Source organism: Paenibacillus sp. J14 (assembly GCF_000518465.1).
Taxonomy (GTDB): Bacteria; Bacillota; Bacilli; order Paenibacillales; family Paenibacillaceae; genus Fontibacillus; species Fontibacillus barengoltzii.
In genome coordinates, this window is record NZ_JADQ01000042.1 from 1 (window position 1) to 21,603 (window position 21,603).

The following is a 21,603-nucleotide window of genomic DNA, read 5'->3' on the forward strand; positions in this document are numbered from 1 at the left end:
CTCAATGACGGGCATCGCCTCCTGGTAAGCTAATGGCCGATTACGTTTCGATTTCGCTGGTGTCAGCGCAGGAGGGTTCGTGAGAGCGCGGATAGCATGCTTCCGATGGCACCCCAGCACCTTCACGGCGTTGTCAAGGATTGCAGATTTCTCATTTCGCGATTTCGCTCTCATGTATTGATCAGCCAAGGTACGGATTACTTCACGTCGTGTTTTCATGCTCAGTTTCAAAACACATCCCTTCGGTAACATTTCGATGTGAGTGAACCGATGCCTCTTTAGTAACATTTTAACTGAGTGATCGCGCCTCGTTGACACGGGTTGTGCCATATGATAAAGTGTTTTAGGTAGGCCTAATTTTGTGTTTCCCTTTTTTAGGTGGCGAACATTCGATTTTAGGTCAATATAGAGACAGCTCATTAAAGAATGTCTTCGGGAGGTGCACATCATGCGGGTAATAATTACGTTGGCTTGTACGAATTGCAAACAAAGAAACTACACGACAACGAAAAACAAGCGTAACCACCCCGACCGCATGGAGATGAAGAAGTATTGCAAGTTCTGCAACGAGCAAGTTCCTCATCGCGAAACCAGATAGTCCTTGGAGGTGTAGTCGCGCATGAAACGTAGTTTCAAGTCGTTGTTTTCTTTTTTCTCTGAGAGCTGGGCTGAGCTTAAAAAGGTTCGCTGGCCTAATCGTAAAGAGCTGACTAATTATACGCTGATTGTGCTCGGTACAATTACCGTTGTCGCGATTTATTTTTGGGTTCTGGACATCGGCATTTCTGCTGTGATCGAAGCGATAATTTAAGAAGGGTCCCTAGGTGGCTTGATATGGAAAAAAGATGGTACGTCGTTCATACCTACTCTGGGTATGAGAACAAAGTCAAAGCCAATTTGGAAAAACGCGTCGAGTCCATGGGCATGGAAGACAAGATATTCCGCGTTCTTGTTCCGATGGAAGAAGAAGTGGTGAACAAAGACGGTAAGAAGAAGACTGTCATGCGTAAAGTTTACCCCGGTTACGTCTTGGTGGAAATGATCCAAACCGACGATTCTTGGTATGTTGTGCGCAACACGCCGGGAGTCACCGGGTTCGTCGGCTCTACGGGTTCCGGTTCCAAGCCAACGCCGCTGCTCCCTGAAGAAGTGGATCAGATTTTGGCGCATATGGGTATGGAGGAACCGAAGCCGGTCATCGAATTTGAGCTCAAGGAAAATGTGCGTATCAAAGTTGGTCCTTTTGCCAATTTTGTAGGCTCAATTGAGGAAATTCTGACCGACAAGAGCAAGGTTAAGGTTCACGTCAACATGTTTGGACGAGAAACCCCACTTGAGCTGGATTACTCTCAGGTGGAGAAGATATAATTTTGCAACTTCTAAAGGTTTCTTAGGGTTTCAAAGTGGGAGGGGCTGTAAGGCTTCCGTCTACCACTATTAGGGCAAGGAGGTGTTTTACATGGCGAAAAAAGTTATCAAAGTGGTAAAACTGCAGATTCCTGCGGGGAAAGCGAACCCTGCACCTCCGGTAGGTCCGGCGCTGGGTCAAGCAGGTGTCAACATCATGGCATTCTGTAAAGAATTCAACGCGCGTACTGCCGATCAAGCGGGTTTGATCATTCCGGTTGAAATTTCGGTGTTTGAAGACCGTTCTTTTACATTCATCACCAAAACTCCACCGGCTGCCGTTCTGCTTCGTGTTGCAGCGAAGATTGAGAAAGGTTCCGGCGAACCGAACAAGAAGAAAGTGGCTACCGTGAAACGCGACACCGTTCGTCAAATCGCGGAGCAAAAAATGCCTGACCTGAACGCAGCATCCGTTGAAGCGGCTATGCGTATGGTTGAAGGTACAGCCCGCAGCATGGGCATCACGATCCAAGACTAATCTTGGTCGAATGGATGAAATTTCTTAATCTACATTTACGATATTAAATTTCATCCTCGGATGAGGTTCTATAGATGAGCAGCGAAGCTTGTTTATATGACCCATCAACAGTGGGAGGAATTTCCGCTAATACCACAGAGGAGGACGAATTCATGGCTAAACACGGTAAGAAATACCTGGAAGCCGCTAAGCTGATTGACAGCGAAGCGACGTATGAGCCTTTGGAAGCCGTTGAACTGGTGAAGAAGGCAGCGACTGCAAAATTCGACGAAACCGTTGAAGCTGCAGTTCGTTTGGGCGTAGACCCTCGTAAACAAGACCAAGCCGTTCGTGGTGTCGTTGTTCTGCCGCATGGCACGGGCAAAACCCAACGCGTATTGGTATTCGCCAAAGGCGACAAAGCGAAGGAAGCAGAAGCAGCCGGAGCAGATTTCGTCGGCGATCAAGACATGATCAACAAAATCCAACAAGGCTGGTTCGAGTTCGATGTCTGCGTAGCTACACCGGACATGATGAGCGAAGTTGGTAAACTCGGCCGTCTGCTCGGTGGTAAAGGCCTTATGCCTAACCCGAAAGCAGGCACAGTTACGTTTGACGTAGCGAAAGCCGTTCAAGAAATCAAAGCCGGTAAAATCGAGTACCGTCTGGACAAAGCGGGTCAAATTCATGCGCCAATCGGTAAAGTATCCTTTACTGCCGAACAATTGAATGAGAACCTCAAGGCTCTCATCGACGCATTGAACCGGGCTAAACCGGCCGCTGCGAAGGGCGTTTACTTGAAGAATATCGCGATTTCTTCGACCATGGGCCCAAGCGCTCGCGTAAATACAGCTGCTTACAGATAATACCTTTCGTTCTTGACGGAACGGGGATTGACACCACGGTGTCGCCTTGGTATACTGAAACAGTTGTTTTGAAGTGAGACTTAAATATGAATATGCTTACCGTAGACAGTAGGTGCCGTGAGGCTTAATTTCCTACCGAGGTGTTGTGATAGAACGTCGCTGTACACAGCTCTTGTTGTGTGCGGATGATCCATCAAAGCCTTCGTGATTCTGCGGAGGCTTTTTTCAATGCCTTGCGGAAGTAGCAAGAGGCTCATGAATCTAATAGGAGGTGTGCAGTTTGGCAAACGCAAAAGTCATTCAAGCAAAACAAGAAGCCGTTGAAGCTGTAACGTCCAAATTGCGCGAAAGCGCAACGACCGTCGTTGCGGATTATCGCGGATTGAATGTTGCTCAAGTTACCGAACTCCGCAAACAGCTTCGTGAAGCTGGCGTGGAATTCCAAGTGCTGAAGAACACGCTCATTCGCCGCGCTACGGCTGCTGCGGAATTGACCGAGCTGGACGAAGTGTTGACCGGTCCTACGGCCATCGCGTTCAGTAAGGAAGATGCAGTAGCTCCAGCGAAAATCTTGAGCGAATTCGCCAAGAAGAACGATGCTCTGAAAGTGAAAGGTGGCGTGGTTGAAGGCCGTGTAGTTGGCGTCGACCAAATCAAAGCGCTCGCGGATCTTCCTTCCCGCGAAGGTTTGCTTTCGATGCTCCTCAGCGTACTTCAAGCACCTGTTCGCAACTTCGCACTGGCTGTCAAAGCCGTTGCCGAGAAAGAAGAAGCAAGCGCGTAAGTTAGCCTTGCGGATGCAAGTTATCTGATTCGCAACAAACAAACTATTATATAATGGAGGTTCTACCATGAGTAAAGAAGCAATCTTGGAAGCAATCAAAGGTATGACCGTTCTTGAACTGAACGATCTTGTTAAAGCAATCGAAGAAGAATTCGGCGTAACTGCAGCAGCTCCGGTTGTTGTAGCTGGCGGCGGTGCAGCTGGCGGTGGCGCAGCTGAAGAACAATCCGAATTCGACGTAGTACTGACTAACGCTGGTGCTTCCAAAATCAACGTTATCAAAGTGGTTCGCGAAATCACGGGCCTCGGCTTGAAAGAAGCCAAAGACCTGGTTGACAACGCTCCAAAACCGCTGAAAGAAAAAGTAAGCAAAGAAGAAGCAGAAGGCATCAAAGCAAAACTGGAAGAAGCAGGCGCAACTGTAGAATTGAAATAGTAGCTTGTTTCTCGATCACAAACCCCTTGAACTTGATTCAAGGGGTTTGTTGCCTTTCTCCCCTTACATGAATATGTGGGAATGGATATAATAGGGGACAGGTACAGAGAGATGACTAGATGCTAATGGAGGGAAACAAGTAATCATGGCGGATCACTACTACGCAAGCCAGCCAACTGCGGCGCATGATCGGAAAACCTGGGACACGGTGCTACGGGGGCAAAGCTATCGCTTCGTCAGCGATGCCGGTGTTTTTTCCAAGGGAGGCGTTGACTTCGGCAGTCGCACTTTAATTGAAGCTATGGACATTCCGCAAGACGCAGAGGTACTGGATGTAGGCTGCGGATATGGACCGATCGGACTGGCAGCGGCGAGGCTGGCGACCAAGGGTCATGTGACGATGATCGATGTGAACTCCCGGGCTGTTGAATTAGCGAAAGAGAATGCTGCTGCGAACGGCGTGAACAACATCACCGTACTGGAGAGCGATTTGTTCTCGGCGTTAGACGATCGGAAGTTTGATGTGGTATTGACCAATCCGCCGATTCGGGCTGGTAAAGCTACGGTGCACGCCATTTTTGAAGGTGCCTATGAACGGTTGCGTTCTGGTGGATCGCTATGGGTGGTAATCCAGAAGAAACAAGGGGCGCCGTCAGCGAAAGAGAAGTTGGAGTCGCTGTTTTCCCGGGTGGAGGAAGTGACGAAGGACAAGGGGTACCGCATTTATCGGGCGGTAAAAGAATAAGGTTGACTTGACAAATCCGATATGTTATTATTATAAAATGTCAGCATTAGGATGCCCTCTGTGGCTTTAGTTTGCTGAAATGTCAATAGTTCTACGGGAACAATGCATAAAAATGTGTCGTTCTACGTATAATATGCACATTTTGGATAAACTAATGATTATGAGGACATCAGAGCAGAAACAGACACGGATAAATGATGCTCTTTTTTCGAAAGCATTCGATAAGGGCTTTTCTTTATTTGTGGATGAATCCGTATGGGTCTATTATAAGGGCACAAACACGGGTTCGCAATGTATTTTTAAGTGAGTAGACATGAGGGGTGAGTTTAAGTTGGCAGGACATCTTGTTCAATATGGTCGACGCACTCGGCGTAGTTATGCGCGAATTAACGAGATACTCGAAGTACCGAACCTGATCGAAATCCAACAGAAATCCTATGAGTGGTTCTTGGAAGAAGGCCTTCGGGAAATGTTCCAAGATATCTCGCCGATTCAGGATTTCACCGGAAATCTGGTGTTGGAGTTTATCGATTACAGCCTGGGCGAACCGAAGTATACGGTGGATGACGCGAAAGAACGCGACGTTACCTATGCGGCGCCGCTTCGGGTCAAAGTCCGGCTCATTAATAAGGAAACCGGCGAAGTCAAAGAGCAGGAAGTGTTCATGGGAGATTTCCCGCTGATGACCGAAACCGGTACGTTTATTATTAACGGTGCGGAACGGGTTATTGTCAGCCAGTTGGTTCGCTCTCCTAGCGTCTATTTCAGTACGAAAGTGGATAAGAACGGTAAGAAAATGTATACCGCAACCGTTATCCCTAACCGCGGCGCTTGGCTCGAGTTGGAGACGGATGCGAAAGATATTATCTACGTGCGGATCGACCGCACCCGCAAAATTCCGGTAACCGTGTTGCTGCGTGCGCTTGGCTTCGGAACCGATGCGGAAATTCTGGATTTGCTCGGCAACGACGAGTACATCCGCAATACGCTGGATAAAGACAATACGGATTCGACAGAGAAAGCCCTGATCGAGATCTATGAACGTTTGCGTCCGGGTGAACCGCCGACGCTGGAAAATGCGAAGAGCTTGCTGGTAGCGCGCTTCTTCGATCCAAAACGTTACGATCTGGCGAATGTCGGTCGTTATAAAATCAATAAAAAGCTGCACATCAAGAACCGTTTGTTCAACCAACGTCTTGCTGAGACGCTGATTGATACAACGACGGGTGAAATTATCGCCGAAGCGGGTCAAATGGTTGACCGCCGCTTGCTGGATGAAATTTTGCCTTACCTTGAGAACGGCGTGGGCTTCAAGAACTACCATGTAGCCGGCGGCGTCCTTGACGTAGATGATGTGCCGTTGCAAACCATCGACGTATTCTCCCCGATTGAAGACGGTAAAGTGGTTAAGGTGATTGCCAACCGTAATATCGATAAATCGGTGAAACATATTACACCTGCTGATATTATTTCTTCGATCAGCTATTTTATCAATTTGCTGCACGGCATCGGCAGCACGGACGATATTGACCATCTGGGTAACCGTCGTCTGCGCTCCGTGGGTGAGCTTCTGCAGAACCAGTTCCGCATCGGCTTGTCCCGGATGGAACGTGTCGTACGCGAAAGAATGTCGATTCAGGATGCGAACGTGATTACGCCGCAGGCGCTCATTAATATCCGTCCTGTCATTGCATCGATTAAAGAGTTCTTCGGCAGCTCGCAGCTGTCTCAGTTCATGGACCAAACGAACCCGCTCGCTGAACTGACGCACAAACGTCGTTTGTCTGCACTCGGTCCAGGCGGTTTGACTCGGGAACGCGCCGGCATGGAAGTGCGTGACGTTCACCCGTCCCACTATGGCCGGATGTGTCCGATCGAAACGCCGGAAGGTCCGAACATCGGTTTGATCAACTCCCTGTCTACTTATGCGCGAATCAATGAGTATGGCTTCATCGAAGCGCCGTATCGATGGGTTGATCCGAAGACGGGAACCGTTACGGATCAAGTGGCCTACCTGACGGCCGACGAAGAAGACAACTATGTCATTGCGCAAGCGAACGCGAAGCTGACGCCAGACAACAAGTTCGAAGATGAGTTCGTCATCGTTCGTTACAATAAGCAATCGGATAACATCTTGACGATGCCAAGCAGTCGCGTAGACTACATGGATATTTCGCCGAAACAGGTTGTATCCGTCGCTACGGCGCTGATTCCGTTCTTGGAGAACGACGACTCCAACCGTGCGCTCATGGGTTCGAACATGCAGCGTCAAGCGGTGCCGTTGCTTGTTCCTAAAGCTCCGCTTGTCGGTACGGGGATGGAACATAAGGCTGCAAAAGACTCCGGTGTCTGCATCGTGTCGAAATATGACGGGATCATCGAACGGTCGGAAGCGAACCAAATTTGGCTCCGCCGTATCGAAGTCGTAGACGGAAAAGAAGTCAAAGGCGACCTTGTGAAATATAAGTTGCACAAATTTATGCGTTCTAACCAAGGAACCTGCATTAACCAACGTCCGATCGTCAAACGGGGCGACATCGTTAAGAAAGGTGACATCCTTGCGGACGGTCCTTCGACGGAAATGGGCGAATTGGCATTGGGCCGCAACGTGGTCGTTGCCTTTATGACTTGGGAAGGTTACAACTACGAGGATGCGATCCTGCTGAGCGAGAAGCTGGTGAAGGAAGATGTATATACTTCGATCCATATCGAGGAATACGAATCCGAAGCCCGCGACACGAAGCTCGGACCGGAAGAGATTACTCGCGACATCCCGAACGTCGGCGAAGAAGCGCTGCGTAACCTGGATGAACGCGGTATTATCCGCGTTGGTGCAGAAATTGCTGCCGGCGACATCCTGGTTGGTAAAGTAACACCTAAGGGTGTAACGGAGCTGACCGCAGAAGAACGCTTGCTGCACGCCATCTTTGGTGAGAAAGCTCGCGAAGTTCGTGATACTTCCCTGCGTGTGCCTCACGGTACCGATGGGATTGTTGTTGACGTGAAGGTGTTTACCCGTGAGAACGGCGATGAATTGCCGCCAGGTGTTAACCAACTCGTTCGGGTGTACATTGCACAGAAACGGAAAATCTCCGAAGGCGACAAGATGGCTGGACGCCATGGTAACAAAGGGGTCGTGGCCCGGATTTTGCCGGAAGAAGATATGCCGTTTATGCCAGACGGAACGCCAGTACAGGTTGTCCTGAATCCGCTGGGCGTACCTTCGCGGATGAACATCGGGCAGGTGCTGGAGATCCACCTGGGTATGGCTGCCCTTAAGATGGGGATTCACGTGGCAACGCCGGTATTCGACGGAGCCAATGAAGAAGACGTATTCGATACGATGGAAGAAGCGGGCATGCAGCGGAACGGTAAAACGATCCTGTACGATGGCCGCACAGGTGAACCGTTCGAACGTGAAGTTACCGTCGGTGTCATGCACATGATCAAGCTGGCGCACATGGTTGACGATAAGATCCATGCTCGCTCGACGGGTCCTTACTCGCTCGTTACGCAGCAACCGCTGGGTGGTAAAGCTCAGTTCGGTGGTCAGCGTTTCGGGGAGATGGAAGTATGGGCGCTCGAAGCTTACGGTGCTGCTTATACGCTGCAAGAGATTCTTACCGTCAAATCGGATGACGTGGTGGGTCGGGTGAAAACCTACGAATCCATCGTTAAAGGGGAAAACGTGCCTGAACCGGGCGTGCCTGAATCGTTTAAGGTCTTGATCAAAGAGCTGCAAAGCTTGGGTATGGACGTCAAGATCCTGACCGAAAACGAAGAAGAGATCGAGATGAAAGAGATCGACGACGAGGACGATGCGTCGAGCGACAAGCTCAGTCTCAATCTGGAAGGCGCGGAAGTCGGCGTAGAATAGAGCGTTATACAGTCAAATCAGGACTTGGTTAAGGAGGGATGCTCCTTGTTGGACGTCAACAACTTCGAGTTTATGAAAATTGGGCTTGCTTCCCCAGATAAAATTCGTTCTTGGTCCCGCGGAGAAGTAAAGAAACCGGAAACGATCAACTACCGCACGTTGAAGCCAGAGAAGGAAGGGCTGTTCTGCGAAAAGATTTTTGGCCCGACCAAAGACTGGGAATGTCATTGCGGTAAATATAAACGCGTTCGCTACAAAGGCGTTGTCTGCGATCGCTGCGGCGTTGAGGTCACTCGCGCGAAAGTGCGCCGCGAACGGATGGGGCATATCGAGTTGGCAGCTCCGGTATCTCACATTTGGTACTTCAAAGGGATCCCGAGCCGGATGGGCCTTGCGCTCGACATGTCTCCGCGTTCCCTGGAAGAGATCATTTATTTTGCATCTTATGTCGTAACCGATCCAGGCGAAACGCCGCTGGAGAAAAAGCAGCTTTTGTCCGAGAAAGAATACCGCAGCTACCGTGAGAAATACGGATATGGATTCCAAGCCGGCATGGGTGCGGAAGCTGTGAAGAAGCTGCTTCAGGATCTCGACATCGACAAAGAGCTGGAATTCCTGAAAGAAGAATTGCGCACGGCTCAAGGCCAACGCCGCAACCGTGCGATCAAACGTTTGGAAGTCATCGAAGCGTTCAAAAGCTCCGGCAACCAGCCGGAGTGGATGATCCTCGACGTGCTTCCGGTCATTCCGCCGGAGCTGCGTCCGATGGTTCAACTCGATGGCGGCCGTTTTGCGACGTCCGACTTGAACGATCTGTACCGCCGCGTCATCAACCGGAACAACCGGTTGAAACGTCTGCTTGACCTTGGCGCGCCGGACATCATCGTACAGAACGAGAAACGGATGCTGCAAGAAGCCGTTGACGCCTTGATCGACAACGGTCGCCGCGGCCGTCCTGTTACGGGTCCGGGCAACCGTCCGTTGAAATCCTTGAGCCACATGCTCAAAGGGAAACAAGGTCGTTTCCGGCAGAACCTGCTCGGTAAACGGGTTGACTACTCCGGTCGTTCTGTTATCGTCGTAGGTCCGTACTTGAAAATGTACCAATGCGGTTTGCCGAAAGAAATGGCGCTGGAGCTGTTCAAGCCTTTCGTCATGAAAGAGTTGGTGAACAAAGGTCTGGCACATAACATTAAGAGTGCAAAACGCAAAGTAGAACGCGTGAGTCCGGAAGTTTGGGACGTGCTCGAGGAAGTTATTAAAGAGCATCCGGTTCTGTTGAACCGTGCTCCTACGCTTCACCGTCTCGGGATCCAGGCGTTCGAACCGATCCTGGTGGAAGGTCGCGCCATCCGTCTGCATCCGCTCGTATGTACGGCGTACAACGCTGACTTCGACGGTGACCAGATGGCCGTGCACGTACCGTTGTCCGCGGAAGCTCAGGCGGAAGCCCGCATCCTGATGCTGGCGTCCGGTAACATCCTGAACCCGAAAGACGGTAAACCGGTCGTTACGCCTTCGCAGGATATGGTCCTCGGCTCCTACTATCTGACCATGGATAACAAGGAAGCCAAAGGTACCGGTATGATCCTGTCTTCGGTTAATGAAGCCGTATCGGCTTATCAACGCGGCACCGCTTCGTTGCATGCACGGGTAGCCATTCCGGCGAAAGCGCTGGGCAAAACCAGCTTTACGGAAGCACAGCAAAACGCTTTGCTGATTACGACCGTTGGTAAAATTATTTTCAACGAGATTTTCCCGGCCAGCTTCCCATATATTAATGAACCAACACGTGCGAACCTGTTCCAAGGCACTCCGGATCATTACTTTATTTATGAGAAGGGCGCCAATGTTGTGGAACGGATCATGGCTGCACCGCAACCAGGCGGTGTGGGCAAAGAATACCTCGGCGAAATCATCGGCCGTTGCTTCGAAATCTACCAAACGACGGAAACCTCCGTTATTCTGGACAGAATCAAGCAAACCGGCTTTACTTACTCCACGCGTGCCGGCGTAAGTATTGCGGTGGCGGACGTTATTGTTCCGAAGGAAAAGCAAGAAATCCTTCGCGAATCCGAGGAGAAGGTACGGGTTGTTACCAACCAATACCGCCGCGGTCTGATCACCAACGAAGAGCGTTACGACCGCGTTATCGATATCTGGTCCAAGTGTAAGGATCAAATTACCGACATCCTGATGAAGTCGATGGATCGCTACAATTCCATCATGATGATGGTCGACTCTAAAGCGCGGGGTAACAAATCGCAGATCACCCAGCTGGGCGGTATGCGCGGCCTGATGGCGAACCCGGCGGGCCGGATCATCGAATTGCCGATCAAATCGAACTTCCGCGAAGGCCTCACGGTCTTGGAATACTTTATTTCGACGCACGGTGCCCGGAAAGGTCTGGCGGATACCGCGTTGCGGACTGCGGACTCCGGTTACTTGACCCGTCGTCTCGTCGACGTGGCGCAAGACGTCATCGTACGCGAAGAGGATTGCGGTACGGATAAAGGCTTTACCGTTGGCGTTATCCAAGACGGTAAAGAAGTGATCGAAAATCTGTACGACCGGATTGAAGGCCGTTATTCGTTCGAAACGGTGCGCCATCCGGAAACCGGCGAGATCATCATTCACCGGAACGAGCTGATCGATTCCGACAAAGCGCATGAAATCGTCAACGCGGGAATTACGAAGCTGCAAATCCGCTCCGTGCTCAGCTGCCGCGCTCGTCACGGCGTGTGCAAGAAGTGCTACGGACGCAACCTGGCTACTGGGAAACACGTGGAGATCGGGGAAGCTGTCGGCATCATCGCGGCTCAATCGATCGGTGAACCAGGGACCCAGCTCACCATGCGTACGTTCCATACCGGGGGCGTTGCGGGTGACGATATTACCCAAGGTCTTCCGCGGATTCAGGAGCTGTTCGAAGCTCGGAATCCGAAAGGTCAAGCAACGATCAGTGAGATTGACGGCGTGATCAAAGAAATCCGCGAAGCGAAGGACCGTCGCGAAATCGAGGTTCAAGGCGAAGCGGAAACGAAAGTATACTCCGTTACTTACGGTTCTCGTCTGCGCGTCAGCGAAGGCGACGAGATCGAGGCCGGCGACGAACTGACGGATGGTTCCATCGACCCGAAAGAAATTTTGCGCATCAAAGGGATTCGCGGCGTACAGAACTATATTTTGCAGGAAGTACAACGCGTATACCGGAACCAAGGCGTAGAAATCAACGACAAGCACGTTGAGGTTATGATTCGTCAAATGCTGCGCAAGATCCGGATCGTGGATGCCGGCGATACACCGCTTCTGCCAGGGTCTTTCGTCGACTTGCATGAGTATGAAACTGCCAACAAAGAAGCGATTCTGTCTGGCAAAGAGCCGGCAGTGGCTAAACCGGTCCTGCTCGGGATTACGAAAGCGTCGCTGGAAACCGACTCCTTCTTGTCCGCCGCTTCCTTCCAGGAAACAACGCGGGTGCTTACCGACGCTGCGATCAAAGGCAAAGTCGACAAGCTGCTCGGCTTGAAAGAGAATGTCATCATCGGTAAGCTGATTCCGGCCGGTACCGGCATGAGTCGCTACCGCAACATTCAATTCGAAGAGCCGGAACAAGATGAAGTTACGGAAGAAAGCTTGGAACCTGTTTCGGTCGAATAACGACGAAGGTTAAGATAAGCCGGCGCGCCCCTGAAGCGAGTTTGATCCGGGGTGCGCCGGACTTGTTTTTTCTATGAAAATTCCGCTGAATATTTCGCTTGACACCTACTATAGCGGAGTGATACTATATCATAGTGCGTGAGTACGGATAACCCTGTGCTTTGGAGGACGTTATGATGTCTAATGATAAAGGACTACGGGACGCACCAATTAAGGTCGGCACCAAGCAGACCATGCGAATGGTTGAACTTGGACGGGCCGAGGAAGTTTATGTTGCTGAGAATGCAGATCCACGCCTTACGTCAAGGATCGTCGCCTTATGCAACCAACATGCCGTGAAAGTCACCTTTGTAGATACAATGGCGAATCTCGGCAAGGCTTGTGGGATTGAAGTAGGAGCGGCGATGGCTGTGATCGTAAAGTCATAGTTGATCGAAAATGTTTTTGCTAATGAGGGGAACTCTTTGGCAAAAACATTTCCTTTGTTCTTTTATGAGCCGCCTGGGTCTGTGGGCTTAAACAAGTGGTTTGTAAATGGAATTTGAACTCTGAGGAAGGGGGTGGCAACAACATGCCAACAATTAACCAATTAGTACGTAAAGGACGCCAAGATAAGGTGTACAAATCCAAATCGCCAGCGTTGCAAAGAGGGTTTAACGCTCTGAAACGTGAAGCTACGGATTTGAGCTCTCCGCAAAAACGCGGCGTCTGCACTCGTGTAGGTACGATGACTCCGAAGAAACCGAACTCCGCGCTTCGTAAATATGCCCGTGTTCGCTTGACGAACCGTGTAGAGGTGACGGCTTACATCCCGGGTATCGGACACAACCTGCAAGAGCACAGCGTTGTACTGATTCGCGGCGGCCGGGTAAAAGACCTTCCGGGTGTCCGTTATCATATCGTGCGCGGTGCCTTGGATACGGCTGGCGTTAACAACCGTATGCAAGCTCGTTCCAAATACGGCGCGAAACGTCCGAAAGCGAAGAAATAAGATCGCTTAAGTTTGGAGACAACAGCTAAGGATTGAATTTTTACTGAAAGGGGGATAACAAACTATGCCACGCAAAGGTCCAGTTGCTAAGAGAGATGTGTTGCCAGATCCGGTGTATAACAGCAAATTGGTTACTCGCTTGATCAACCGCATCATGCTCGACGGTAAACGCGGCGTTGCTCAAAGCATCCTTTACAATGCGTTCGACATCATCCGTGAACGTACGGGGAATGACCCGATGGAAGTATTTGAAGCAGCGATCAAAAATATTATGCCTGTACTGGAAGTTAAAGCTCGTCGTGTCGGCGGTGCAAACTACCAAGTTCCGATCGAGGTTAAACCAGAGAGACGTACATCCTTGGGATTACGTTGGCTCGTAAACTACTCCCGCACTCGCGGTGAGAAGACAATGGAAGAGCGTTTGGCTGCCGAGATCATCGACGCATCCAACAACACAGGCGCTTCCGTTAAGAAACGTGAAGATACGCATAAAATGGCGGAAGCGAACAAAGCGTTCGCGCACTACCGTTGGTAGGATAACGCCCGTATTTCAAAATTTATATTTTGAAGGGAGACAGATTCATGGCAAGAGAGTTCTCCTTGAAAAATACACGTAATATCGGGATCATGGCGCATATTGACGCCGGTAAGACAACCACGACGGAACGGATCTTGTTCTACACAGGTCGTACGCACAAAATCGGGGAAGTTCACGAAGGTGCGGCAACGATGGACTGGATGGAACAAGAGCAGGAGCGCGGAATCACGATTACATCCGCTGCGACGACCGCTCAATGGAAAGGTCACCGCGTAAATATCATCGATACCCCGGGACACGTCGACTTCACTGTTGAAGTCGAACGTTCCCTGCGTGTATTGGACGGGGCTGTAGGCGTGTTTAGTGCGAAGGAAGGCGTTGAGCCGCAGTCTGAAACCGTATGGAGACAGGCTGATCGCTATGGTGTTCCTCGGATCGCCTACGTCAACAAAATGGATATCATCGGTGCGGACTTCCTGAACGTCGTTAAGGATATGCGCGATCGTCTGCAAGCGAATGCAGTTGCTATCCAACTGCCAATCGGTGCAGAAAATGATTTTGTCGGGATCATCGACATTGTCGCTCAAAAAGCGTATATGTACAGAGACGATCTGGGACAACAAATCGATGAAGTAGAAATCCCTGCTGAATACGCTGCACAAGTTGAAGAGCTTCGTGCGGAGTTGGTAGAGAAAGTTGCTGAACTGGACGAAGAATTGACGATGAAATACCTCGAAGGCGAGGAAATCACCGTTGAAGAACTGAAAGCAGCGCTTCGTAAGGGCGTATGTGAAGTTAAAATCTTCCCAGTTATCTGCGGTTCTTCCTACCGTAATAAAGGGGTTCAGCTGATGCTGGATGCCGTTATCGACTACTTGCCAGCTCCAGTTGATGTACCAAGCATCAAAGGTCATCTGGAAGATGGTACAGAAGTTGAACGTCACTCTTCTGACGAAGAGCCGTTCGCGGCATTGGCATTTAAAATCATGACCGACCCTTACGTGGGTAAACTGACGTTCTTCCGCGTATACTCCGGTATTCTGCAATCCGGTTCTTACGTGTTGAATGCAACGAAAGGTAAACGCGAACGGATCGGCCGGATCCTGCAAATGCATGCGAACCACCGTCAAGAGATCAACGAAGTCTATGCTGGTGACATCGCAGCTGCTGTAGGTTTGAAAGACACCGGGACAGGTGATACACTGTGTGATGAGAAGGCACCGGTTATTCTTGAATCGATGAACTTCCCAGAACCAGTTATCGAAATCGCGGTTGAACCGAAGACGAAAGCCGACCAAGACAAAATGGGCGTTGCACTTGCGAAGCTGACTGAAGAAGACCCAACGCTTCGTGCACATACAGATGAAGAAACGGGACAAACGATCCTTGCAGGTATGGGTGAGCTTCACCTGGATATCATCATCGATCGGATGCGCCGTGAATTCAAAGTAGACACGAACGTAGGTAAACCTCAGGTTGCTTATCGTGAAACGTTCCGTGTTCCGGCTCGCGTTGAAGGTAAGTTCGTACGTCAGTCCGGTGGTCGTGGTCAATACGGTCACGTCTGGGTTGAATTCGAACCGCTCGAACCAGGTACAGGTAACCAATTCGACAGCAAAATCGTTGGTGGTGCTGTTCCTAAAGAATACATCGGACCTGCTCAACAAGGTATCGAAGAAGCAATGCAGAACGGTGTTCTTGCAGGCTTCCCGGTTGTTGACGTAAAAGCGACGATCGTCGATGGTTCCTACCATGACGTCGACTCCAGTGAAATGGCGTTTAAGATCGCTGGTTCGATGGCTCTGAAAGCAGCAAAAGACAAATGTCAACCTGTTCTGCTTGAGCCAATCATGAAAGTTGAAGTAACGGTGCCTGAGGAGTACATGGGTGACGTTATGGGTATGCTGAACTCTCGCCGTGGCCGTATCGAAGGTATGGATTCCCGTGGTGGTGCGCAAATTATCCGTGCGAAAGTGCCTCTCTCCGAAATGTTCGGTTACTCGACGACCCTGCGCTCCGGTACACAAGGACGCGGCGTGTTCTCGATGGAACTCTCCCACTATGAAGAAGTTCCGAAGAACATCGCTGAAGAAATCGTGTCCAAGCATAAAGGGGCCGAATAATTTAATGTAATTGCCGGTCGAAGGGCTTGTTCCTTTGATCGGTCACACATAACAATCCATATTTTAAGGAGGAACTGTTTAAAATGGCAAAGGCTAAATACGAACGTACAAAACCGCACGTTAATATCGGTACGATTGGTCACGTCGACCATGGTAAAACAACTCTGACTGCAGCCATCACGACTGTATTGTCCAAAAAATACGGCGGTGCTGCTGTAGCTTTCGATCAAATCGACAAAGCTCCAGAAGAACGCGAACGCGGTATCACCATCTCGACGGCACACGTTGAGTACGAAACAAACAACCGCCACTACGCACACGTTGACTGCCCAGGGCACGCCGACTATGTTAAAAACATGATCACTGGTGCTGCTCAAATGGACGGCGCAATCCTGGTTGTATCCGCAGCTGACGGCCCAATGCCGCAAACTCGCGAACACATCCTGCTGTCCCGTAACGTAGGCGTTCCTTACATCGTTGTATTCTTGAACAAATGCGACATGGTTGAAGACGAAGAGTTGCTTGAACTGGTTGAAATGGAAGTTCGCGACCTGCTGAACGAATACGAGTTCCCAGGCGATGACACTCCAATCATCCGCGGTTCCGCTCGTGAAGCTCTGCAAAACCCAGACGGCGAATGGGCTCAAAAAATCGTTGAAATGTTCGAAATCATCGACGAGTACATTCCGCTGCCTGAACGCCCAATCGACAAACCGTTCCTGATGCCAGTCGAGGACGTATTCTCGATCACTGGTCGTGGTACAGTTGCTACTGGCCGTGTAGAACGCGGTACGGTTAAAGTCGGCGATGAAGTTGAAATCGTGGGTATCGTTGAAGAAACGAAAAAATCCGTCGTTACCGGCGTTGAAATGTTCCGTAAATTGCTCGACTCCGCTCAAGCGGGCGACAACATCGGTGCACTGCTTCGCGGTATTGACCGTAAAGAAATCGAACGCGGTCAAGTATTGGCTAAACCAGCTTCCGTTAACCCGCATACTGAGTTCACCGCTCAAGTATACGTATTGACGAAAGAAGAAGGCGGACGCCATAAGCCGTTCTTCTCCGGCTACCGTCCTCAGTTCTACTTCCGTACAACGGACGTAACTGGCATCATCAACCTGCCAGAAGGAACTGAAATGGTTATGCCTGGCGACAACATCGAAGTTACCGTTCAACTGATCTCCCCGATCGCGATCGAAGAAGGTACTCGCTTCTCCATTCGTGAAGGCGGCCGTACAGTTGGATCCGGTGCCGTTGTTTCCATCAACAAATAATTAGGCTTAACCGCCTGATCGAAGGAGCTGCTCTCCGATTTCGGAGCGCAGCTCTTTTACTTTATTTAGGGAATGAAAAATTACGAATTATACTTGCATTCCGCCTACCTTTTCTATATAATAGTGAATGTTGTTCTGTGACGTTGCGATGATGTGGGAGGTTACTGACACACCCGGCCCCTTTGCCATGGGAGGGTGGCCAGAAAATTTCCACGGAGTATGTCCGATACTAAATTGGGCGATAGAAGGAGGGACTAAAATGGCAAAGCAAAAAATTCGTATTCGTTTGAAAGCTTACGACCACAGAATTCTTGATCAATCCGCAGAGAAAATCGTTGAAACGGCAAAACGTTCGGGTGCAGGCGTATCCGGGCCGATCCCGTTGCCAACTGAGAAACAAGTGATTACTATTCTCCGTGCGGTGCACAAGTACAAGGATTCCCGGGAACAATTCGAACAACGTACGCATAAGCGTCTGATCGACATTGTGAACCCGACTCCACAAACTGTGGATGCCTTGATGCGCTTGGACCTGCCGTCCGGTGTAGATATCGAAATTAAATTGTAATACCTACTATTGTAAGGTAACCAGGAAAGGAAAAGAGGTGTCAACATGAAAGGTATCTTAGGGAAGAAACTTGGTATGACTCAAGTGTTTACTCCGGAAGGGAATGTCATTCCTGTAACGGTTATTGAGGCTAGCTCTAACGTAGTTCTGCAGAAGAAAGACCTGGAGAACGACGGTTACGAAGCGATTCAGCTTGGCTACTCCGATAAGAAGGAAGCTAGAGCGAATAAGCCTGAAGTTGGGCATGCAAAGAAAGCAGGCACAACGCCTAAGCGCTACGTTCGCGAAATTCGCGGTGTTGATTTGGCAGGATACGAGGTTGGCCAAGAGGTCAAAGTCGATATTTTTGCTGAAGGCGAATTTGTTGACGTAACAGGGATTTCGAAAGGTAAAGGGTTCCAAGGCGTAATCAAACGCTGGGGACAAAGCCGCGGCCCAATGGCTCACGGTTCCCGTTACCATCGTAGACCTGGTTCCATGGGTTCCATCGCAGCTAACCGTGTATTCAAAGGTAAAAACCTGCCTGGACATATGGGACATGAAACTGTAACGATTCAAAATCTTGAAGTTGTTAAAGTCGATGCAGAACGCAACGTCTTGCTCGTGAAAGGTTCGATTCCTGGACCGAAAAACAGCTTCGTTAAAGTAAAACAAACTATTAAGAAATAATTAACCCTCAGGAAAGGAGGAACAACAAATGCCAAAAGTAGCACTTTTCAATATTAGCGGTAGCCAAGTGGGCGAAGTAGAATTGAACGATGCCGTATTCGGAATTGAGCCGAACACTCATGTTCTTCATGAAGCTGTTGTAATGCAGCGTGCTTCCCTGCGTTTCGGTACGCACAAAGTTAAAGGACGCTCCGAAGTTCGTGGCGGCGGCCGTAAACCTTGGAAACAAAAAGGTACAGGTCGTGCGCGCCAAGGTTCGATCCGCGCTCCTCAATGGAAAGGCGGCGGTACGGTATTCGGACCAACTCCGCGCAGCTATTCCTACAAACTGCCTAAGAAAGTTCGTCGTTTGGCGATCAAATCGGCGCTTTCGTCGAAAGTGATCGATCAGGACATCATCGTATTGGATGCACTTGCGATGAACGCTCCGAAAACGAAAGAATTTGCAGCGATCTTGAACAACCTGAAAGTGGAACGTAAAGCTCTGGTTGTAGCTCCTAGCTATGACGACAACATTGCGCTTTCCGCTCGTAACATTCCAGGCGTGAAGTTCGTGGCAGCAGACGGCATTAATGTTCTTGACGTGCTGACGCACGACAAACTGATCATTACGAAAGAAGCAGTTCAGAAGGTAGAGGAGGTGCTCGCGTAATGAAGGATCCTCGCGATATTATCAAACGCCCGGTGATTACGGAACGTTCCACGGAATATATGAACGACCTGAAATATGTCTTTGAAGTAGACATTCGCGCGAACAAAACGGAAATCAAACAAGCTGTTGAGTCCATTTTCGGCGTGAAGGTGAAGAACGTAAACACCCTGCGTGTTCCCGGGAAGCTGAAACGTTACGGACGCTACTCCGGATACACTCCAGAATGGAAAAAAGCGTTTGTTACATTAACACCTGAAAGCAAGCCGCTCCAATTTTTTGAATCGGTATAAAATCGCTTAAAGTAAGGAGGGAAATCTCGTGCCAATCAAAAAGTACAAACCGACTTCCCCGGCTAGACGTGCGATGAGCGTGTCGACCTTCGAAGAAATTACGACGGATCAGCCGGAGAAATCTTTGCTTGCGCCGCTGAGCAAAACTGCCGGCCGCAACAACCAAGGTAAAATCACTGTTCGTCACCATGGCGGCGGACATAAACGTAAATATCGGATCATCGACTTCAAACGGAACAAAGATGGAATTCCAGGCCGCGTTGCTACGATCGAATACGATCCAAACCGGACTTCGAACATCGCTTTGATCCACTATGCCGATGGTGAGAAACGCTATATCATCGCTCCTAAAGGCTTGAAAGTGGGCGACGTGATCGAATCTGGCGCAGGTTCCGACATCAAAATCGGTAATGCATTGCCGCTGGAAAACATCCCGGTAGGTACCGTGATCCACAACATCGAGCTGAAACCAGGTAAAGGCGGACAACTTGTTCGTGCTGCTGGTACAGAAGCTCAATTGCTCGGTAAAGAGGACAAATACGTAACGATCCGCCTGTCTTCCGGCGAAGTTCGTAAAGTTCTGAAAGTTTGCCGCGCAACGATCGGTTCCGTAGGTAACGGTGACCACGAGCTCGTGAAAATCGGTAAAGCCGGACGCAGCCGTTGGCTGGGCAAACGTCCAGAAGTCCGCGGTGTCGTCATGAACCCGAACGATCACCCACACGGTGGTGGTGAAGGTCGCGCTCCGATCGGCCGTAAATCTCCGTTGTCTCCTTGGGGCAAACCAACCCTTGGTTACAAAACGCGTAAAAAAGGCAAAGCTTCTGATAAATATATCGTTCGCCGTCGCACGAAGTAATCCGCATCCTGCGGATCACTTCGCGGCATGAACGAAGCGTAACTTGCAGCGCATTGTGAAGGGAGGATAAATGAATGAGTCGCAGTCTGAAAAAGGGACCTTTTGTCGACGGGTACCTGCTTAAGAAAGTGGAAGAAGCGAGCGCTTCGAACAAGAAGGTCGTGATCAAAACTTGGTCCCGTCGCTCCACGATCTATCCGCAATTCATTGGTCATACGTTTGGTGTCTATGACGGCCGCAAGCACGTACCGGTGTACGTAACCGAGGATATGGTCGGACATAAACTGGGCGAATTTGCTCCAACCCGGACCTACAAAGGTCATACGGATGACGATAAGAAAACGAGACGTTAATAACGATAAGTTCTTCGTTTGAGAGGAGGTAATACTACATGGAAGCTAAAGCACATGCAAGATCGATTCGTATTGCTCCCCGCAAAGCTCAACTCGTGGTTGATCTGATCCGCGGTAAGCAAGTTGGCGACGCGATTGCAATTCTGCGCCATACGCCAAAAGCAGCATCCCCGATCGTGGAGAAGCTGTTGAACTCGGCGATTGCCAATGCTGAACATAACTATTCTATGGATGTAAATAAATTGGTGATTACGCAAGCCTACGTTAACCAAGGCCCGACGATGAAACGTTTCCGTCCGCGGGCAATGGGACGTGCTAGCCGGATCAACAAACGCACCAGCCACATTACTTTGGTGGTATCCGAAAAATAAGGAGGGAAAACGTGTGGGCCAAAAGGTAAATCCGGTCGGATTACGAGTAGGGATTATCCGTGATTGGGAATCCAAATGGTACGCAGGCAAAGATTTCGGTGATCTTTTGCTGGAAGACGTAAAAATTCGTGAACACCTGAAAAATAAACTGAAAGACTCCGCGGTATCTCGGATTGAGATCGAGAGAGCGGCAAATCGTGTGAACGTGACGATCCACACTGCTAAACCGGGCATGGTTATCGGTAAAGGCGGTTCGGAAGTTGAAAACCTGCGCGGTGAAATTACGAAAATCGCAGGCGGCAAAAAGGTTCACATCAACATTTCTGAAATCAAACACCCTGATCTTGACGCAATCTTGGTTGCTGAAAGCATTGCACAACAATTGGAACGTCGTGTTTCTTTCCGTCGTGCGTTGAAACAAGCAATTCAAAGAACGATGCGTTCGGGAGCGAAAGGGATTAAAACGGCAGTCAGCGGTCGTCTCGGCGGTGCTGAAATTGCTCGTACGGAAGGCTACAGTGAAGGAACTGTTCCACTTCATACGCTCCGCGCCGACATCGATTACGGTACGGCAGAAGCGCATACGACTTATGGCCGCATCGGCGTAAAAGTATGGATTTATCGTGGAGAGGTTCTTCCTACGGCTAAGAAACAACAAGCTGCTCAGGAAGGAGGCAACTAAT

Annotated in this window: 23 protein-coding genes and 1 other annotated feature; all 23 genes read left to right on the forward strand. The window is 49.9% G+C overall.

What is annotated here, in order from left to right:
• The first annotated feature begins 448 nt into the window (after positions 1-448).
• The 23 genes from rpmG (at position 449) to rpsC (ending at position 21,602) form a co-directional block, all read left to right on the forward strand.
• Positions 449-598, forward strand: coding sequence for a 50S ribosomal protein L33 (gene rpmG, locus M891_RS25000; RefSeq protein WP_009226622.1), 150 nt, complete (start codon positions 449-451; stop codon positions 596-598).
• 21 nt (positions 599-619) lie between these two features.
• Positions 620-811 carry a preprotein translocase subunit SecE gene (gene secE / locus M891_RS0115490; protein ID WP_009226623.1) on the forward strand — a complete coding sequence of 64 codons (192 nt, stop codon included), beginning with the start codon at positions 620-622 and terminating at the stop codon, positions 809-811.
• A gap of 23 nt (positions 812-834) precedes the next feature.
• Complete coding sequence (gene nusG / locus M891_RS0115495; protein ID WP_009226624.1) at positions 835-1,368, forward strand: transcription termination/antitermination protein NusG; 534 nt, start codon at positions 835-837, stop codon at positions 1,366-1,368.
• Between the two features lie 91 nt (positions 1,369-1,459).
• The gene (rplK, locus tag M891_RS0115500) at positions 1,460-1,885 is read left to right on the forward strand and encodes a 50S ribosomal protein L11 (protein ID WP_016310704.1); all 426 of its coding nucleotides are present in this window, start codon (positions 1,460-1,462) and stop codon (positions 1,883-1,885) included.
• A 152-nt stretch (positions 1,886-2,037) separates the two neighbouring features.
• Positions 2,038-2,730 (forward strand): 50S ribosomal protein L1, encoded by a 693-nt coding sequence (rplA, locus tag M891_RS0115505; protein WP_009226626.1) that lies wholly within the window; start codon positions 2,038-2,040, stop codon positions 2,728-2,730.
• Between the two features lie 81 nt (positions 2,731-2,811).
• Positions 2,812-2,966, forward strand: a sequence feature (ribosomal protein L10 leader region).
• A 44-nt stretch (positions 2,967-3,010) separates the two neighbouring features.
• Positions 3,011-3,514, forward strand: coding sequence for a 50S ribosomal protein L10 (gene rplJ / locus M891_RS0115510; RefSeq protein WP_016310706.1), 504 nt, complete (start codon positions 3,011-3,013; stop codon positions 3,512-3,514).
• Positions 3,515-3,581: 67 nt separating this feature from the next.
• Positions 3,582-3,950, forward strand: coding sequence for a 50S ribosomal protein L7/L12 (gene rplL / locus M891_RS0115515; protein WP_016310707.1), 369 nt, complete (start codon positions 3,582-3,584; stop codon positions 3,948-3,950).
• A 145-nt stretch (positions 3,951-4,095) separates the two neighbouring features.
• On the forward strand, positions 4,096-4,695 hold the full coding sequence (locus M891_RS0115520; RefSeq protein ID WP_028539485.1) for a class I SAM-dependent methyltransferase: 600 nt from the start codon (positions 4,096-4,098) through the stop codon (positions 4,693-4,695).
• 331 nt (positions 4,696-5,026) lie between these two features.
• Entirely contained in the window at positions 5,027-8,572 is a 3,546-nt protein-coding gene (gene rpoB, locus M891_RS0115525) for a DNA-directed RNA polymerase subunit beta (protein ID WP_028539486.1), read from the forward strand.
• 45 nt (positions 8,573-8,617) lie between these two features.
• A complete protein-coding gene (gene rpoC, locus M891_RS0115530; RefSeq protein ID WP_028539487.1) occupies positions 8,618-12,232 on the forward strand; it encodes a DNA-directed RNA polymerase subunit beta' in 3,615 nt (1,204 codons plus the stop codon).
• Positions 12,233-12,408: 176 nt separating this feature from the next.
• The gene (locus M891_RS0115535) at positions 12,409-12,660 is read left to right on the forward strand and encodes a ribosomal L7Ae/L30e/S12e/Gadd45 family protein (protein WP_028539488.1); all 252 of its coding nucleotides are present in this window, start codon (positions 12,409-12,411) and stop codon (positions 12,658-12,660) included.
• A 143-nt stretch (positions 12,661-12,803) separates the two neighbouring features.
• On the forward strand, positions 12,804-13,223 hold the full coding sequence (gene rpsL, locus M891_RS0115540) for a 30S ribosomal protein S12 (protein WP_009226633.1): 420 nt from the start codon (positions 12,804-12,806) through the stop codon (positions 13,221-13,223).
• A gap of 64 nt (positions 13,224-13,287) precedes the next feature.
• Positions 13,288-13,758 carry a 30S ribosomal protein S7 gene (gene rpsG, locus M891_RS0115545; RefSeq protein ID WP_009226634.1) on the forward strand — a complete coding sequence of 157 codons (471 nt, stop codon included), beginning with the start codon at positions 13,288-13,290 and terminating at the stop codon, positions 13,756-13,758.
• Positions 13,759-13,805: 47 nt separating this feature from the next.
• On the forward strand, positions 13,806-15,884 hold the full coding sequence (gene fusA / locus M891_RS0115550; protein ID WP_016310712.1) for an elongation factor G: 2,079 nt from the start codon (positions 13,806-13,808) through the stop codon (positions 15,882-15,884).
• Between the two features lie 83 nt (positions 15,885-15,967).
• Positions 15,968-17,158, forward strand: a complete 1,191-nt coding sequence (gene tuf / locus M891_RS0115555) for an elongation factor Tu (protein WP_016310713.1) — start codon at positions 15,968-15,970, stop codon at positions 17,156-17,158.
• Between the two features lie 259 nt (positions 17,159-17,417).
• On the forward strand, positions 17,418-17,726 hold the full coding sequence (rpsJ, locus tag M891_RS0115560; RefSeq protein WP_009226637.1) for a 30S ribosomal protein S10: 309 nt from the start codon (positions 17,418-17,420) through the stop codon (positions 17,724-17,726).
• 45 nt (positions 17,727-17,771) lie between these two features.
• Complete coding sequence (gene rplC / locus M891_RS0115565) at positions 17,772-18,395, forward strand: 50S ribosomal protein L3 (protein ID WP_016310714.1); 624 nt, start codon at positions 17,772-17,774, stop codon at positions 18,393-18,395.
• Positions 18,396-18,423: 28 nt separating this feature from the next.
• Entirely contained in the window at positions 18,424-19,047 is a 624-nt protein-coding gene (gene rplD, locus M891_RS0115570; protein WP_016310715.1) for a 50S ribosomal protein L4, read from the forward strand.
• Positions 19,047-19,337 carry a 50S ribosomal protein L23 gene (gene rplW / locus M891_RS0115575; protein WP_016310716.1) on the forward strand — a complete coding sequence of 97 codons (291 nt, stop codon included), beginning with the start codon at positions 19,047-19,049 and terminating at the stop codon, positions 19,335-19,337. The genes rplD and rplW overlap by 1 nt, the downstream gene beginning before the upstream one ends.
• 28 nt (positions 19,338-19,365) lie before the next feature.
• A complete protein-coding gene (gene rplB / locus M891_RS0115580; protein ID WP_016310717.1) occupies positions 19,366-20,196 on the forward strand; it encodes a 50S ribosomal protein L2 in 831 nt (276 codons plus the stop codon).
• Positions 20,197-20,270: 74 nt separating this feature from the next.
• Positions 20,271-20,549, forward strand: coding sequence for a 30S ribosomal protein S19 (gene rpsS / locus M891_RS0115585; protein ID WP_009226642.1), 279 nt, complete (start codon positions 20,271-20,273; stop codon positions 20,547-20,549).
• A 38-nt stretch (positions 20,550-20,587) separates the two neighbouring features.
• The gene (rplV, locus tag M891_RS0115590) at positions 20,588-20,920 is read left to right on the forward strand and encodes a 50S ribosomal protein L22 (protein ID WP_009226643.1); all 333 of its coding nucleotides are present in this window, start codon (positions 20,588-20,590) and stop codon (positions 20,918-20,920) included.
• 13 nt (positions 20,921-20,933) lie between these two features.
• Positions 20,934-21,602 (forward strand): 30S ribosomal protein S3, encoded by a 669-nt coding sequence (gene rpsC, locus M891_RS0115595; protein ID WP_009226644.1) that lies wholly within the window; start codon positions 20,934-20,936, stop codon positions 21,600-21,602.
• Position 21,603 lies beyond the last annotated feature (1 nt).

Coding starts and splice junctions, on each gene's coding strand:
- rpmG (WP_009226622.1), top strand. CDS start 449: ATGCGGGTAATAATTACGTTGGCTTGTACGAATTGCAAACAAAGAAAC.
- secE (WP_009226623.1), top strand. CDS start 620: ATGAAACGTAGTTTCAAGTCGTTGTTTTCTTTTTTCTCTGAGAGCTGG.
- nusG (WP_009226624.1), top strand. CDS start 835: ATGGAAAAAAGATGGTACGTCGTTCATACCTACTCTGGGTATGAGAAC.
- rplK (WP_016310704.1), top strand. CDS start 1,460: ATGGCGAAAAAAGTTATCAAAGTGGTAAAACTGCAGATTCCTGCGGGG.
- rplA (WP_009226626.1), top strand. CDS start 2,038: ATGGCTAAACACGGTAAGAAATACCTGGAAGCCGCTAAGCTGATTGAC.
- rplL (WP_016310707.1), top strand. CDS start 3,582: ATGAGTAAAGAAGCAATCTTGGAAGCAATCAAAGGTATGACCGTTCTT.
- M891_RS0115520 (WP_028539485.1), top strand. CDS start 4,096: ATGGCGGATCACTACTACGCAAGCCAGCCAACTGCGGCGCATGATCGG.
- M891_RS0115535 (WP_028539488.1), top strand. CDS start 12,409: ATGTCTAATGATAAAGGACTACGGGACGCACCAATTAAGGTCGGCACC.
- rpsL (WP_009226633.1), top strand. CDS start 12,804: ATGCCAACAATTAACCAATTAGTACGTAAAGGACGCCAAGATAAGGTG.
- rpsG (WP_009226634.1), top strand. CDS start 13,288: ATGCCACGCAAAGGTCCAGTTGCTAAGAGAGATGTGTTGCCAGATCCG.
- fusA (WP_016310712.1), top strand. CDS start 13,806: ATGGCAAGAGAGTTCTCCTTGAAAAATACACGTAATATCGGGATCATG.
- tuf (WP_016310713.1), top strand. CDS start 15,968: ATGGCAAAGGCTAAATACGAACGTACAAAACCGCACGTTAATATCGGT.
- rpsJ (WP_009226637.1), top strand. CDS start 17,418: ATGGCAAAGCAAAAAATTCGTATTCGTTTGAAAGCTTACGACCACAGA.
- rplC (WP_016310714.1), top strand. CDS start 17,772: ATGAAAGGTATCTTAGGGAAGAAACTTGGTATGACTCAAGTGTTTACT.
- rplD (WP_016310715.1), top strand. CDS start 18,424: ATGCCAAAAGTAGCACTTTTCAATATTAGCGGTAGCCAAGTGGGCGAA.
- rplW (WP_016310716.1), top strand. CDS start 19,047: ATGAAGGATCCTCGCGATATTATCAAACGCCCGGTGATTACGGAACGT.
- rpsS (WP_009226642.1), top strand. CDS start 20,271: ATGAGTCGCAGTCTGAAAAAGGGACCTTTTGTCGACGGGTACCTGCTT.
- rplV (WP_009226643.1), top strand. CDS start 20,588: ATGGAAGCTAAAGCACATGCAAGATCGATTCGTATTGCTCCCCGCAAA.